The sequence below is a fragment of the Brevibacterium zhoupengii genome, assembly GCF_021117425.1.
GTDB lineage: Bacteria > Actinomycetota > Actinomycetes > Actinomycetales > Brevibacteriaceae > Brevibacterium > Brevibacterium zhoupengii.
Map to the genome: position 1 here is coordinate 472,556 of NZ_CP088298.1, position 15,915 is coordinate 488,470.

A 15,915-nucleotide genomic window follows, 5' to 3' on the forward strand; every position below is an offset into this window, starting at 1 on the left:
CACTGGCGCAAACTCTGGTTCGTGAACGTGGCATCCACAATCCCCACGACAGCCACTATTATTGCACGATACGGTAATAATTGTGTGAGTCTTTTGCAGAACTCGGTCTTTAATATAGTCTGCGAATCATGGACAGTGACACAGTCGTCAGTTTGCCGCACGCGGTCGAGAAGCTCGTCAACCATGGAGACACGATCGCCCTGGAGGGGTTCTCTCACCTTATCCCGTTCGCCGCGGGCCACGAGATCATCCGCCAAGGGATCACAGGGCTCACATTCTGCCGGATGACGCCCGATCTGCTCAGCGACATGATGATCGCTGCCGGATGCGTTGATCGGCTCGTGTGCTCGTTCTTCGCCTCGGGCTCAGCAGGCAGCCTCTACGAAATCCGCCGACGCATCGAATCGCAGGATCCCGCTCCTCTGCCGGTCGAAGAGTACTCCCACCATGCGATGACCCTGCGCTATCACGCCGGTGCCGCCCGACTCCCGTTCGCACCGATCAGTTCGTTCGTCGGATCCGATATGCCGGGCATCAACCCGGACATCCGCGCGGTCGTCGACCCGTACACGGGCAAGAAGATCCACGTGGTGCCCCCGCTCAACCCGGACGTCACGATCATCCATGCTCAGCGCGCTGACCGGAAGGGCAACGTCCAGATCTGGGGCATCGCCGGAGTCCAACAGGAAGCCGTCTACGCAGCCGACAAGGTCATCGTCACGGTCGAGGAGATCGTCGACGACGAGGTTGTCCGGGCCGACCCGAACCGCACGCTCATCCCCGCCCACGCCGTGGACGCGGTCTGCGTCGTCCCGACCGGCGCTCACCCCTCATACGTGCAGGGCTCCTATGACCGCGACAACGCCTTCTACCGCGAATGGACACCGATCTCAAAGGATCCCGCCCGGCTGCGCGAATGGATTGATGCGCACATACGTACCACGAAGGACCACGAGGAATACCTCGATGCGATCGGCCGTGATCGGATCGAGGCTCTGCGGATGGCGCCCAGACCTTCCGGCAGCGTCGACTACGGACGACGACCGGATGCCTCGACAGAACGGAGCCTACGATGACCACAGCTGCTGACTTCACAGAGACCGAACTCGTCGTGTGCGCGGCGGCGAAGATGCTCGCGCGCAGCACCACGGTCTTCGCCGGCATCGGCCTGCCCACGCTGGCCGTCGACCTGGCCTACCGCACCCTCAACCCCGACATCCAGCTGGTCTACGAATCCGGTGTGGCCGGAGCCCATCCGGAGTCGATGGCCGAGGGCGTCGCCGATTCGGTCGTCGTCTCCGGCGCCGATGCGGTCGTGAACATGCATGCCCTGTTCGGCTACGTGCTCCAAGGCGGCAATGTCGACGTTGGGTTCCTCGGCGCAGCGCAGATCGACCGCTTCGGTTCGCTGAACACCACGGTCATCGGAGACTGGGAATCGCCGAAGGTGCGCCTGCCCGGTTCCGGCGGCGCCGCTGACATCATGGCCAATGCCGGCGAGGTGTTCGTCATCCTCCGCCGCCACGACCCGGCGGCAATGCCGCCTGAACTCGACTTCGTCACCTCGGCCTCACCGGTGCGGGCTGCCGAACATCCCGACTTCATCCAGCCGCGCGGATTCGGGGTCAGCACCGTGATCACCCCGTTGGGGATACTCCAGCGCAAGGACCGCCTCGGCGAGCTCGAACTCACCCACGTCCACCCCGGCGTCACGAGCGAACAGGTGCAGGAGCAGACCGGGTGGGACCTTGCGATCTCAGACGATCTGAGCGTCACGCAGGAGCCCACCGCCGAGGAGGTCCGGCTTCTCCGCGACGAGATCGATACGGTCCGGCTCTACCTGCGATAAGTAAGTGAGGCGTCCCCGCGGGGACGCCTCACACAACGGACCGCGTCCCCGCGGGGACGCCTACGGAATCAGGCCCGGGAGACGTCCTCGCGATCGAGGGCGGCGAGGCGCTCGTCCTCAGCGGTCTCCTCAGCGAGTTCGATCTTCTCCGCCTTCTCGGCATTCGAGTCCTCGGATGCCACCCAGCCGGTCTTCTGCAGCAAGATGAGCGTGCAGATGAGCGAGACCACGGCATAGGATGCGCCGAGAATCGCCACCGGCATAATCGTGTCTGTGCTGGTGTACATCCACTGCGCCAGTGCTGGGGTGGCTCCGGCCACGGTCATCGAGCACAGCTGGTAAGACAGCGAGATGCCCGTGTAGCGCACCTTTGCTGGGAAGGCGCGGGCCAGGATGCCGCCGATTCCTGCATAGAACATCGAGTGCGGAACGGTGGCCGCAGCCATGCCGAGGATGGCCAGCCAGGTGTTGCCGGTCTGGATGGCGAAGAACATCAGCGGCATGAGGACGAATTCGGGAACCACGATCCAGAAGATCGCCTTGCGCATGTCCTTGACCCGGCTGAGGATGACTGCGCCGAAGGGCTGGACGAGGAACTGCACGACGAGTGCGATGGCGACGATGCCGAGGAAGCTCGACGTGCCGTAGGCCCAGTCGTGGGACTGGTCCGTGGCCCATGCCGTGGCGAAGGTGGTCTTGAGGTAGGTGACCTGCACGAGCGGCAGAGCGCCAGCTCCGATGAGGATGATTGCCCAATGCTTCTTGAACGCCTCGACCACAGGCACCTTGACCACAGCGTCCTTCTTGCGGGCCTGCTGCATGATCTGCGGCTCTTCGAGCTTGAGCCTGATGACGAGCCCGACGACGATGAGCAGGATGGAGGCGAGGAAGGCGATCCTCCAGCCGTAGAGGATGAACTCCGGGGTGGGCATCATCGCGAGGAAGAAGAAGGCGCCGGTAGCCAGCAGGTTGCCGGTCGGTGATCCCTGCTGGGCGAAGGCCGAATACAGGATGCTCTTGCCCTTCGGTGCGCTCTCACTGGCGATGAGCACGGATCCGCCCCATTCGCCGCCGACGGCGATACCCTGCAGGACTCGCAGGAGAGTGAGGAGGATGGGGGCCGCAAGACCGATCGTCGAGTAACCGGGCAGCAGACCGACGACGAATGACGCCGCGCCCATGAGGACCAGCGTGACCACAAGTGTCTTCTTGCGACCGTACTTGTCACCGAAGTGGCCGAAGATGATGCCGCCGAGCGGGCGAGCGATGAAGCCTGCCCACATGGTGACGAAGGAGAGCAGAGTGCCGACTCCATCGGGCAGATTCTCCGGGAAGAACACGTGACCGAAGACGAGGGCCGAAGCCGCGCCGTAGATGTAGAAGTCGTACCACTCGATGGTGGTTCCGACGTAGGAGGCGATTCCTGCCTTACGTGCGCTTTTGGCGGTATTGACGGAGTCTGACATGCGAGTCCTCTCAGATGGAGCATCTTTGCACCAGCCGACGGCCAGGTCAGCGCCGTCGATGATGGATTCACAGTAAGCGGGTGAAATGCCGGCGGCAAATAACCTTGCGCTATAAATTCATAACCAACAGTGATGTAGGTGAGTGAAGCCCAGGTCACAACCGGTCTTCTGGCGGGACAGATTCCCGATAACTTCTTTTCACTCTTCAGTATCTGAGACAAATGCAGTGGCAAACGACTGTTGTCATGTGAGTATCAATCGGCGCTGTCAGGAAGTCGTGGGCAGCGTCAGGAGGCTGTCCGTCCCGTCACGAGGTCGCAGCCCCTGTTTCTGCCGACGCTTCGGAGGCGACGACGATGGCCATGCTCAGGTCGCCGACCGGACCGGTCTGATCCTCTCGTCGGATCGTCACCCAAGCCTGCGGCGCGTTCCGACCCGACTCGATCCGACTGAATGACAGACGCTCGTCGCGGCGGTAGGCGCGAGCCAGGGGAGTCGGGGCGAGGGTGATGCCCAAACCGTGCGCGACCATCTCCAGCGCCGTCGCCCAGCTCGTGGTCTCGTGCTGGATGCGCGGCTCGAACCCATGATTACGGCAGATTCCGACGACAGTGTCGTGGTAGATGGGGGAGGCGCTCCTGCGGAAGATGACGAAGGGTCGGTCGGCCGCCTCGGCGAGGGATATGCCTTTCAATTCCGATGGCACGCACAGCCAGAAGTTCTCCCGTGCGGCCGGAGTGCAGATGACGCCGGGGTGCTGCACCGGCATGTGCCCGCACGAGATGTCGATCTCGTGGCCCAGCAGCATGTCGCTCTGACTCGCCGAGGTGGCCTCCCGGGTGGTCACGGAGATGCGCGGTCGTTCGGTGGTGAAGTCCTTCACCGCTTCCGGCAGACCGCGGTGGAGAAACGTGGCGACCGTGCCGATGGCGATCGTCGTCGGATCACCGGAGCCGACCTCGGTGGCAACTCCGTTGAAGCGATTCGCTGCCCCGACCGCGGCCTTGGCGTGGGGGAGGAGCGCCTGTCCGGCGGGTGTGAGCCTGGTGGACGGGGTGCGCAGGAACAGCGGTTTGCCGACGAAGTCCTCGAGTCGTCTGAGCTCGGCGCTCAGTGCCGGTTGGGAGATGTTCATGGCATCGGCGGCGGTCTGGAACTTCCCGTGCTCGGCCAAGGCGATGAAGTAGCGCAGACGCCGGAGGCTCGGTTCGCTCATGATCCCTCAGTCCTCCGATGCTCGACGTTGCGTGCCTCCATCACTGTACGTGCAGGAGTCGCTCGGTCGGCAGTCGGAGTTGAGTGTCAGGAGCGCTCGTTGCCGGCCGCCACCTTATCCCGGTGGGCCTCCTCGCGCTCATGCGCCGCGGCACGGTAGTCACCGGGTTCGAGGAACCGCGAGGCGATGCAGCCGATGAGGATTCCCCAGAAGGCTGCGTGGATGTTGAACAGGTCGAACTCGGCGATCGTGACGACGAAGGTGACCAGGGCACCGAAGGTGTACTTCGAGGAGAACCCGGAGACAAAGGCCTGCCGCAGCGCCCCGAGCATCGCCATTCCGCCCAGAGCCAGAATGTAGGCCTCCGGGGTGCCGAGCATGAACCGAGTGACCAGCGGCGAGAACAGTGCCGCGATGAAGCACAGGAGTGAGTAGAAGACCGCCGCCGAGTACTGCCGCTTCGGGTCACCGGAGGAGGTGAGCAGGGCGTTGGTCGGTCCGGTCAGGCAGGCCGAGACCGCGCCGAAGCAGGCGTTGAGCACCGACATGATGCCCGAAGTCACTGCTGAGGCGTTGACGGGTGTCGCATGTCCGGCGGCGCGCAGCACGGCCTCACCCTGTCCGTTCTGGACGACGAGGACCGTCAGCGTCAGTGGAATGACGAGCTCGAGCTGCGCGGCCCAGGTGAACTCCGGTGGGGTGAACACAGGATGAGCGAGGATCGGGCCACCGGATGAGAGGTCCAACTGCCCGAGGAGTACGACGGCGATGAAGCCCACGAGGAGGGCACCGAGGACAGGAGGCATGAAGCGAGCCAACCCCGGCAGCGCAGTGAGGGCGATGAACGCGACGATCATCGGGATGACGATGGCCGGGGTCGTTCGCCCCGCGTCGACGATGTCGATGCCGAAGCGCAGGAAGATCGCGGCCACCATGGCCATGACGATCGGGGGCGGGATCGCGGCCATGGCCTTCCGGACCAGCCCGCTCATGCCCAGCCCCAGGGTCAGCACACCGGCGACGAAGAAGGCCCCGACGACCTCCCCGAAGCTCAGATGCTGCAGGGAAGGCCCGAGGAGAACGGTGCCCGGAATCGACCAGGCGAAGCCCAACGGCCGCCGGTAGACCAGGGACATGACCAGGGTCGCCAGACCAGCGGAGAGGAAGATCCCGAAGACCCAGGACGAGAGCTGGGCGTCACTGAGACCGCCGGCCAACCCCACCGCCATGGTCACGGCGATGGGGCCGGTGATGCCGAAGATGAGACCGACGACCGCGTTCAGGCAGTATTCGAGTCCGATGTCCCTGCGGATGTCCCGCAGCCTGGGCAGCCGCATCGTCGGGCGCTCGATGAGGGGTTCTTTCCCCGTCGAGCTCGGATTTGCCGAGGTGGCGTTCGGGTTCTCGTGCATACAGTCAGATCTCGTCTCGTGGTGGTTGTCAGCTCTGAGGATGGGATGCCGCTCCGGCATCGTCCGTGGCCAGAGCGGGTCGGTCGGCAGGTGCAACAGCGGTCGCAGCGGGAGCCGGCGCCGGGGCGGTAGCCGCCTGATCCGTTCTGGTCTGGTCCGTGCCGACCTGAGTCGTGCCGGCCGATTCCAGGTCGGGCTGCTTGGGGACCAGGTAGGCCATCAGTGCGCCGAAGAGGGCGACGCCGGCGAAGACGTAGAACGCCTGCGCCCCGCCGAGGCCGATGGAGGCGATGAACCCGCCGATGAATGGGCCGATGACTCCGCCGATGCGACCGAACCCGGCGAACCAGGCCACACCTGCCGATCGGGCGTTCGTCGTGTAGTACGTCGACACGTACCCGTAGCCGAGCACCTGAGTGCCGAGCGTGCCGACTCCTGCCATCGCGATGAACGCGAAGAGGAAGGCGATCGGCAGCTGGAACGTCATCAGGGTGAGAGTGATCGCGGCGAGGATGAAGGTGGAGACGATGATGGGCCGGGGGCTGAAGCGATCGGCGATTGTCGAGCCGATGAGAGCACCGATGACCGCACCGCCGTTGAGGATGAGGAGGAAGGCCAAGGACCCCGAGGTGTCATAGCCGTAGCCCTGCATGATCTCCGGCAGCCAGGTGTTGAGGCCGTAAGTCAGGAGCAGGCCCGCGAAGGACAGGAACCCGAGGAAGATGGTGGCCATGCGCCAGCGCGGGGTGAGGAGTGCGGCGAAGCCGGTGCGTTCGACCGAGGCCGAGTCGGTGACCAGTTGGGAATCGTCGACCAAGGGGGTGCCGGCACGACGTGCCGTGGCGATGGCCTCCTCGCGGCGACCGCGAGTGAGCAGCCACCTCGGCGATTCGGGGACCTTGAAGAAGGCGATGGGCACGAGCACGAGTGGGGCGGCACCGATGATGAAGAGTCCGCGCCAGCCCAGCGGCTCCAGGAGGATGATTCCCAGTCCTGCGGCAAGCACACCGCCGGCGGGGACGCCGGAGTAGACGATGGCGTTGTAGAGGTTGCGCTTGTTCGCGGGAGCGAACTCCGCCATGGTGGCACCGGCGACTGCCAGCACCGCCCCGAGACCCAGGCCGCTGAGGAAGCGGAGGATTCCGAAGGCCATCACCGAGGTGGCGAAGGCGGTGAAGAGCATTCCGAGTGAGAACCAGGAGATGCTCACGAGCAGGAGGCGACGGCGTCCCAGCCAGTCTCCGACGGCCCCGCAGGTGAGCGCTCCGACGAGGACGCCGAGCATGGCGTAGGAGCCGAGGAGCCCCGCCGTGGATGGGTCGAGTGCGCCCAGCTGGGAGGGGTCGTTGAGCAGCGTGGGCATGATCGTGCCGTAGACGGTGAGGTCGTAGCCGTCGAAGACGAGAGCGCCGCAGGCGACGAACGCCACCCACCCCGCTGTCTTCCGTTCCTGCGCAGGTGCTGCGCTGACAAGTGTGTGCGACATGGTCTTCAGTCCTTCAGGTCGGTGCAGAGATCGGCCCTCGGAGAGATTCCGGGGCACCCCCGCCGAGGTGGTCAGGGGGTGTGGTCGAACGTGAGCGTCGGTGCTCAGGTCCGGCAGTGCTCAAGTCAAGTTGTGTTCAGGTCAAGTCGTGCTCAGGTCCAGCGAGGAAGAGTGGGCAAGGTGGGCAGCTCAGAATCGGATTCCAGCTCACCGGGGTAGCCCCAGGCCAGCCAGTGCACGAGATCTTCGCGGTCACCGTTGACGGCTTGGCCGTTGTTCCCGATCTGCCAGTGGTCACCCTCGGTCGAGTCCACAACCAAGGCGGGAGCCGCCTCGGCGATCCTCAATCGTCTGATCAGGGTCTCCAGGGCATCGAGGGCGGAATCGGGGTCCGCCTCCTCGATGGTCCAGGCGGTGCCCAGGGAGTCGTGGGCGATGACGATCTCCCCGATGCGCTGGGGCACGATGTCACCAGGGGTCAGCTGCAGGCCGCGGTAGTCGAAGACGGTGTCCTCGGGCAGTTTGGTCAGCTGAGCGGCGGCTGCGGTGAACGCGAGATGGCACCGGCGATACCGGATGCGGACATCATCGGCCGGGTCATCGCTGAGGTCACCGGAGGCGTCAGCGGAATCAGCGGAGGCGGTGCTGAGCTTGTCGTTGATGAGTCCGGCAAGTTCGAACCCTCCGTCCACGACGCGGGAGATGACGACCTGCCTGCTGTGCCCATCGGCGGTCGTTGACTCCATGAGATCGTCGGCGAGCATCGTGATGACGGTGTCCATCATCTCCGTTTCCCGGCCGAGACGTGAGAGATCCGAATACAGCGCTTCGATGCGATTCACGATTGCGGTCCTTTCCTCTTCTGCGCAGAACACCCTTGTGCGCGCAGAGACTTCTCTGAACTCCAGCAATGGTGGTTGCCGGGTCGACAGCAGTTTTCGCTGTGAGGTCACCGGTCACACTACGGGTCGCAGTGCCCAGTGACAGTCCCTGAGAACCCCAGTCCTGATGCCCTGGGTCAGTCCTAGGGGTCCCCCTGGTGTGAACTGCATCACCGGCCACCAGGATGGAGTGATCAACAAGAGACCTACTCAACGAGAGACCAATGGAGGCTCACCATGACCGATACCCTCGATTTCAGCGCTGACACTCGAGATCTCATCGCGAACGGAGTCCAGGAGCGGCCCGACGAAGGCGTGCGCCGAGTCAACCGGCAGATCTTCACGGACGAAGAGACCTTTGAACTCGAGATGAAGTACATCTTCGAAGGCAACTGGATCTACCTCGCCCACGAATCCCAGATCCCCGAGATCGGCGACTACTTCACGACCTACATCGGTCGACAGCCCATCATGATCACCCGGGACAAGCAGGGCGGGCTCAACTGCCTCATCAACGCCTGCGCCCACCGCGGAGCGATGCTCTGCCGCCGCAAGACCGACAACCGCACCACCCTCACCTGCCCGTTCCACGGCTGGACCTTCCGCAACTCCGGTGAGCTGCTCAAGGTCAAGGACGGACGCAACGGCGGCTACCCGGAGCAGTTCAACAAGGAAGGCTCCCACGACCTGACCAAGGTCGCACGGTTCGAAAGCTACCGCGGGTTCCTCTTCGGCTCACTCAACCCTGATGTGCAACCCCTGGAGGATCACCTCGGCGACACTCGGGTCATCATCGACTCCGTCGTCGACCAGTCCCCGGACGGCCTCGAGATCCTCAAGGGCGCGACCACCTACACCTACGAAGGCAACTGGAAGCTGCAGACGGAGAACGGTGCCGACGGCTACCACGTGACCTCCGTGCACTGGAACTACGCGGCCACCACCGCGCGTCGCAAGTCCGGTGAGTCGGAGAACGAAACGAAGGCCATGGACGCCGGCGGCTGGGGCAAGGTGGCGGGCGGCTTCTACTCCTTCCCCTACGGCCACCTGCTGCTATGGCAGGAATGGACGAACCCCGAGGACCGGTCCCTGTGGTCAGAGCGCGAACGCCTCGTTGAGCAGTACGGCGAGACGATGGCGAACTTCATGACCAACATCTCCCGCAACCTCTGCCTCTACCCCAACGTCTACCTGATGGACCAGTTCAGCTCGCAGATCCGGCATATCCGCCCGATCGCCGCCGACCTGACCGAGGTCACGACCTTCTGCATCGCGCCGAAGGGCGAATCCCAGGAGGCTCGGGCCAACCGCATCCGCCAGTACGAGGACTTCTTCAACGCCACCGGCATGGCGACACCGGACGACCTCGAGGAGTTCCGGTCCGCGCACAAGACCTACCGCGCCTCGGCGTCACCGTGGAACGACATGTCCCGCGGTCAGGAACACCAGATCGATGGACCCGACGAACAGGCCAAGGAACTGGGCATCAACCCGATCGCCTCGGGTGCCAAGACCGAGGACGAAGGCCTCTACCCTGTCCAGCACGAGTACTGGCAGTCGGTCATGAAGGACGCGCTCGCCGCAGAGGACGCACGTGCCGCAGCACGGCAGCAGCAGTAAGTCCCGAAGCAGCAGCCGGCGCAGTAGCTGGCACGCAGCGCAGTAGCTGGCACGCAGCGCACAAGCACCAAGGAAGGAACCCGCAATCATGACCATGACAGCACCCGCGACGAAGTCCGGCCTGATCGTCGACCCCGAAACCTCCGAATGGATCCGCCAGTTCCTCTACCGTGAGGCTCGACTCCTCGACGAATGGAACTTCGAGGAGTGGTTGGAGTGCTACCACCCCGACGCCCCGTTCTGGATGCCGGCCTGGGATGTCGACGACACTCTCACGACGGACCCCCAGAACGAGATCTCACTCATCTGGTACCCGAACCGCAGCGGACTCGAAGACCGAGTCTTCCGCATCAGGACCGACCGTTCGGCCGCCACATCCATGCCGGAACCGCGCACCGAGCACAACATCAGCGGCGTGGAGTTCCTCAGCCGCGACGGTGACACGGTCGAAGCCCGCTTCAGCTGGACCACCCACTACTACCGGTACCAGTCGACGCTGACCTATTACGGCCACAGCCTCTACACCCTAGACATCTCGGGGGAGATACCGGTGATCACGGCCAAGAAGGTCATCCTCAAGAACGACACGGTCCATCAGCTCATCGACATCTACATGATCTGAGCCGGTCGATTCGACCGTGGCGGGTACCCGCCGAGTGCTGGGCGATACCCGCCCGGTGCCGAGCGGCCCGCCGAGGAGTGACCATCTGCGTGAGGACGCGCAGCCCGAGAGAGAAGAAGGACAACCATGAGCAACGACGTAGCCATCAGCTTCGAAGATGGCGTCACCAAGATCATCAAGGTCAACCAGTACGAGACCGTGATGGAAGCCGCCTTCAAGGCGCGGATCAACCTTCCCTCCGACTGCCGCGACGGGGCCTGCGGGACATGCAAGTCCTTCTGCACCTCGGGCGAATTCGACCCGGGCGACTTCATCGACGACGCGATGACGGAAGAGGAGCTCGAAGAAGGCTACGTACTCACCTGCCAGGCCACTCCCGAATCCGACATGGTCATCGACGTTCCCACGACCTCCGACATCGCCAAGACCTCGGCCTCGGAGTTCGAAACCGAGATCGTCGACCTGGAATTCCACGCAGACTCCACCGTCAGCTTCACCCTGTCCGTGGACAAGCGTGACGACCTGGCCTACCTGCCTGGGCAGTACATGAACCTGCAGGTCCCGGGCACAGACCAGGCCCGCTCCTACTCCTTCAGCTCGGGCCCGAAGGTCGAGAAGACCTCCTTCATGGTCCGCAACACCCCGGGTGGTGCCATGTCGACCTTCCTGACCGAACGCGCCGCGGTCGGTGACAAGCTGACGATGACCGGACCCTACGGCACCTTCTTCCTCCGTCCGCCGAAGCGTCGCATGCTGCTGCTGGCCGGCGGCACTGGGCTCGCCCCGATCCTGTCGATCCTCGAGAAGATCGCCGATGACGGCACCGACCAACCCATCCACCTGGTCTACGGAGTCACCAACGACTCCGACCTCGTGGGCCTCGACATCCTCGAGGATTACACGAAGAAGATCAGCACACTGACCTACAGCTACTGCGTGTCCAACCCGGAATCGACCGCTGAGCAGAAGGGTTACGTCACCCAGTTCCTCGATGACGAGCACCTTGCCGGCGGCGACGTCGACATCTACCTCTGCGGTCCACCGCCGATGGTCGACGCGGTCTCGAAGTGGCTCGGCGATGAGGGCATCACCCCGGCGAACTTCTACTACGAACGCTTCGCACCCAAGGGCTCGACCGATGATGATGAGTCCGGGGCACCGATGAGCACCGAGGAGATCAAGGAAGCCGGAGACAAGGTCAGCGCCGGTGACGCAGTGTCGTCGATGGAGACCGGTCGTCTCTCCTTCACACACCAGGATTCTATGGCCCACCTCGAAGCCCGCACGGGTCTCGAACTCGCCGTGACAGAACTGCTCATGGGCCGGCTGACCGATAAGCAGCTCGAACAGTTCCGTCGCCTGGCGAAGAACGTCTCGACGGTGCTCAAGGGCAACGAGATCGTCGACGCCGAGGAGTTCGGCAAGCTCAACGAGGAATTCCACGAATACCTCTTCATCCTCTCCGACAACCCCGCCTTCCTCGAAAGCTTCCGCCGACTCCAGGTCCAAAGCCAGATCGTCGAAGCCCTGAAGAACGGCGGCTGGATCGCCCCCGAAGTCGACCAGGAGCACTTCGAACTCGTCGACGCCTTCGAGAACAACGACATCGAGGCCGCACGCCGTGTCCTGCGCGCCCACAGCGAGCATTCCCGCGCCACCATGAGCAAGGTGGTCCCGCATGAGGTCTGAGCCGCTCATCGACCAAGGGCTGCTGGCCGGCAAGCTCGTCCTCATCACCGGAGCCGCCCAGGGCATCGGGCGCGAGACGGCTCTGCTCGCCGCCGCGCAGGGGGCGGATCTGATCCTCTCCGACCGATCGGACCTCGTGGAGGATACGGAAGCGGAGGCGAAGGACATCGCCGATGCACGCGGACGCAGCCTCACCTCGGCGACGGTGTTGGGCGATCTTGAGACCTGGGAGGGCGCGGAACACGTCGTCACTGAGGGAGCGAAGAAGCTGCGCTTCCCCGACGTGGCCATCAACGCCGTCGGCGGGACGATCTGGGCCAAGCCCTTTGAACTCTACGAACCGGAGAAGATCGAAGCCGAGATCCGCCGCTCCCTGTTCCCGACGCTGTGGATGTGCCGGGCGCTGCTTCCCGAGATGAAGTCACGGGGGACAGGTACCATTGTCAACGTGTCGTCGATCGCGACGCGCGGCATCAACCGGGTCCCGTACTCCGCCGCGAAGGGCGGGGTCAACGCGCTCACCGCATCGCTGGCTATGGAGGCCGCCGAGGCGGGCGTGCGGATCGTAGCCACCGCACCCGGCGGCACCGAAGCACCAGAACGCCGGATCCCCAGGGGTCCGGGCGCCCAGACCGAGGAGGAACAAGGATGGTTCCGCGAAGTCGTGACGCAGACGACCGAATCCAGCCTGTTCAAGCGCTACGGAACCCTGGCCGAGCAGGCCTGGCCCATCGTCTTCCTCGCCTCGGACGCGGCGTCCTACGTCAACGGGTCCGTCCTGCCCATCGGTGGCGGTGATCAGGGATAGACCAACCACAAGCAGGCCCGGAACAACGCGATCTGCTCCCCGGTCCGGCACAGGCGCTGCGCGCCGTACTGGGTCTGTGGGAGACCATCGACGACGGCGGTCGGATCGTCGTCCTGGAGGGCGGCGCAGGCTCTGGCAAGTCCAGTGTTCTGCGCGCCGTCCAGGACGAGACCGACGCATTCTGTGAGGTCCTCGCCGGAGCCGAATGGAGCCGTGAGGTGCCCTATGCGCTGATCGGACAGCTGCGCACCCGGGACCCCATCTGGCAGTCCGTCGACGGTGAATGCGCGGCCAGCGACCGGGTGCAGATCGCGGAATCTCTGCTTGAGGAACTGCTGACGGAGGATGAGGAGAAGCGCATCGTCATCCTCGATGATGTTCACCTCGCCGACCCCGAGAGCCTGCAGATCTTCAGTCAGCTGGCCCGGCGTCTGCGCGCGACCCGGGTCCTCCTCCTCATTGCCGTCGACCCATCCACCGCCGCCGAGGTCGACGCCGATTTTCTGCGCATGACGACCAGTCCCGTATCCGAACGGGTCACGATCCCCGCCTTCGGTCGCGACGATGCCCTCGAGCTGGCACGCGCCCACGGGATCTACGACATCGGCGAACACGGTGCCTCCGTGCTCGTGACCGAGAGCTCCGGGCGCCTGCGCACCGCTCTGGAGATCCTCGACCTGCTGCCCGATCGGCAGTGGCCCACCGATCCGGCCGACCTGCCGCTGCCGCTCAGCGTGGTCCGCGAAGTCCTCGACCCGATTGAGGCCACCGAATCCGCAGAGGTCAGGGATGTCGCCTCCGCTCTGGCGATCCTCGGCGGACCCCAGGACCTGCACCGCCTTGCATGCGTGGCCGGTCTGGCCGAACCCGGCAGCGCCGTGGACCTCGGAGTCGCCCAAGGGATCTTCGTCGAAAGGAACTCGGCCGGCCGGCTGACCTTGGGCCTGAAACGACCAATGTCGGCACGGGTGATCAATGCCGACATCGCAGCCTCCACTCGACGTCTCCTCCACGAAAGAGCCGCGGAGTCCGCTCCACGCGAGGATGAGCGTCTCGTTCATCTTGCCGCGGCCTCAGCCGGCACCGACGAGGTGCTCGCCAAACGCTTGGCCGAATCCGCGGTCGTGGCCGAACGCTACGGGCGCTGGGCCGACGCCGCCGAGCTGCATTTCGGTGCGGCCAGAGTCCTCGCGCCCTCCCCAGCCCGTGATGATGAGCTGCTGGCCGGCATCGATGCACTGGCCAGCGCCGGTCGAGTCATCGAGGTCCTGCCGTGGATCGACATCGGCAAGAGCATCGCACCCTCGACATTGCGCGAGACGGTGCTGGCCAATGTTGCCATCCACCGCGGCCAGGCCGCGCAGGCCGACGACCTGCTCTCAAGGGCGGAGGCCGCCCCGACCGATGATGACGGTCTGATGGCCCAGATTGCCCTGCGCCGCACACTTGATTCGCTGGTGCGCTGGGACGGGCCGAAGGTCCGCGAATGGGCGAACCGGGCGATGTCCCTTGGACATTCGGACGCACCTGCCAACGTCGAATCCCATGCGATGCGCGCCCTGGGATTTGCAGCTCAGGGCAAGATCGTGGAGGCCGTAGAAGACCTCGATGACCTGGGTGATCGTCACCTCACCGGGGCCCAGAACCAACGGGTGCGACTCTGCATCGGCTGGGTGTCGATGCTGGCCGGTGACCTGCGGAAGGCGGTGCGAGAATTCGAGGCGGCCGTTCCCACCCAGCACGAACGCGGGTCCCTGCGGATCTCGCTGTGGGCCCATGGCTGGTTGGCTCGTGTCCAATACCTCCTCGGCGAATGGAATGAGGGCCTGCGCACGGCAGAGATCGGTCTGCGAAAGGCCGACGACGCCAACATCACGCTCGTGGCACCGTTGCTGAACTGGACCGCGGCCGAAATCAAACTCTGGCGCGGCCATCCCGTCGACGAGGTGATGAGGCGAGCAGACAGCGGAGCCATCCTCAGCGATTACCTGGCGATGCAGGTTCCGGCCAGGATGGTGAGGGCCGTGGCCGCCGATGTCAGGGGCGATCACGACGGACGCGCCGCTGCTCTGCGAGCGCTGCTGGACGTGGACCCCTGGACGCAGGAGCGGAACTCGTTCTGGCCCTGGGCCACCGAGTTCGTCGATGCCCTCATCATTCTCGGTCACTCGGACCAGGCCCGGCAGATGGCGACCGACTTCGTGGCCAACACCCACGAATCCAGGTCCCACGTGCGCGCGTTGGCGGCGGTCGCCTCGGCGCGGATCAGCCAAGACAGCGGCGACATTCCCGCCGCTCAGGAGAGCTTCTCCCAAGCGCTCAAGCTCTTCACCGACGGACAGCAGGACACGGCCGCCGCGCGGGTCCTGCTCAGCCGCGGGCAGATGCTGCGCCGAGCCAACCGCCGCCGTGACGCTGTGGAGAGCCTGGTCAGAGCGCGCGAATTCTACGAAGGCGTGGGCGCCACGGTCCTCGTCAAACGCTGCGACCAGGAGCTGCGCGCCACCGGCATGTCCTGGCGCGGGATGTCGGAGTCAGAGACCACACGCACCTCGGCGAAGAACTCCACCGACTCAGGCGGATACGTCCCGCTGACCCCGCAGGAGATGTCAGTGGCCGACCTCGTGGTGCAGGGAATGACCAACGCCGAGGTCTCGCGCAAGCTCTTCATCGCAGAGAAGACCGTGCAGTACCACCTCACGCACATCTACGGGAAGTTCGGGATCCGGTCGCGCACCGAACTCGCCGCCGTCCACCTATCCGGTGACGTGCCGCCGGTGTGAGGGTCTGGTCTGCCGAGATGTGAATGAGCGAGGGCGTCACGGCAATTGCCGTGACGCCCTCCGCGTTGCTCTGTGACTGAATC

The 15,915-nt window shown here is 64.6% G+C and carries 12 protein-coding genes; 7 read left to right on the top strand and 5 right to left on the bottom strand.

Going from position 1 to position 15,915, the window contains the following annotated elements; genetic code table 11:
- Window positions 1-128: 128 nt before the first annotated feature.
- Complete coding sequence (locus LQ788_RS02150) at window positions 129-1,076, top strand: CoA transferase subunit A (RefSeq protein WP_231444828.1); 948 nt, start codon at window positions 129-131, stop codon at window positions 1,074-1,076.
- Complete coding sequence (locus tag LQ788_RS02155; protein ID WP_231444830.1) at window positions 1,073-1,849, top strand: CoA-transferase subunit beta; 777 nt, start codon at window positions 1,073-1,075, stop codon at window positions 1,847-1,849. Before LQ788_RS02150 ends, LQ788_RS02155 begins: the two co-directional genes overlap by 4 nt.
- Window positions 1,850-1,917: 68 nt before the next feature.
- Here the strand turns inward: LQ788_RS02155 and LQ788_RS02160 are convergent, their stop codons facing one another.
- The 5 genes from LQ788_RS02160 to LQ788_RS02180 form a co-directional block, all read right to left on the bottom strand.
- Window positions 1,918-3,315, bottom strand: coding sequence for an MFS transporter (locus LQ788_RS02160; protein WP_231444832.1), 1,398 nt, complete (start codon window positions 3,313-3,315; stop codon window positions 1,918-1,920).
- Window positions 3,316-3,622: 307 nt separating this feature from the next.
- On the bottom strand, window positions 3,623-4,531 hold the full coding sequence (locus tag LQ788_RS02165; protein WP_231444834.1) for a LysR family transcriptional regulator: 909 nt from the start codon (window positions 4,529-4,531) through the stop codon (window positions 3,623-3,625).
- Window positions 4,532-4,617: 86 nt separating this feature from the next.
- Complete coding sequence (locus LQ788_RS02170; RefSeq protein ID WP_231444836.1) at window positions 4,618-5,943, bottom strand: benzoate/H(+) symporter BenE family transporter; 1,326 nt, start codon at window positions 5,941-5,943, stop codon at window positions 4,618-4,620.
- A gap of 28 nt (window positions 5,944-5,971) precedes the next feature.
- A complete protein-coding gene (locus tag LQ788_RS02175; RefSeq protein ID WP_231444838.1) occupies window positions 5,972-7,429 on the bottom strand; it encodes an MFS transporter in 1,458 nt (485 codons plus the stop codon).
- A gap of 152 nt (window positions 7,430-7,581) precedes the next feature.
- Window positions 7,582-8,271 carry a DinB family protein gene (locus LQ788_RS02180; protein ID WP_231444839.1) on the bottom strand — a complete coding sequence of 230 codons (690 nt, stop codon included), beginning with the start codon at window positions 8,269-8,271 and terminating at the stop codon, window positions 7,582-7,584.
- Between the two features lie 276 nt (window positions 8,272-8,547).
- On the opposite strand from LQ788_RS02180, the gene benA reads away from it, so the two are divergent.
- From benA to LQ788_RS02205, 5 genes are all read left to right on the top strand, one after another.
- Window positions 8,548-9,930 (top strand): benzoate 1,2-dioxygenase large subunit, encoded by a 1,383-nt coding sequence (gene benA, locus LQ788_RS02185; RefSeq protein WP_231444841.1) that lies wholly within the window; start codon window positions 8,548-8,550, stop codon window positions 9,928-9,930.
- 88 nt (window positions 9,931-10,018) lie between these two features.
- Complete coding sequence (gene benB, locus LQ788_RS02190; RefSeq protein ID WP_275901924.1) at window positions 10,019-10,552, top strand: benzoate 1,2-dioxygenase small subunit; 534 nt, start codon at window positions 10,019-10,021, stop codon at window positions 10,550-10,552.
- Between the two features lie 126 nt (window positions 10,553-10,678).
- The gene (gene benC, locus LQ788_RS02195; protein WP_231444843.1) at window positions 10,679-12,241 is read left to right on the top strand and encodes a benzoate 1,2-dioxygenase electron transfer component BenC; all 1,563 of its coding nucleotides are present in this window, start codon (window positions 10,679-10,681) and stop codon (window positions 12,239-12,241) included.
- On the top strand, window positions 12,231-13,049 hold the full coding sequence (locus LQ788_RS02200) for a 1,6-dihydroxycyclohexa-2,4-diene-1-carboxylate dehydrogenase (protein WP_231444845.1): 819 nt from the start codon (window positions 12,231-12,233) through the stop codon (window positions 13,047-13,049). Before benC ends, LQ788_RS02200 begins: the two co-directional genes overlap by 11 nt.
- Before the next feature lie 56 nt (window positions 13,050-13,105).
- On the top strand, window positions 13,106-15,832 hold the full coding sequence (locus LQ788_RS02205; protein WP_262908366.1) for a helix-turn-helix transcriptional regulator: 2,727 nt from the start codon (window positions 13,106-13,108) through the stop codon (window positions 15,830-15,832).
- Window positions 15,833-15,915 lie beyond the last annotated feature (83 nt).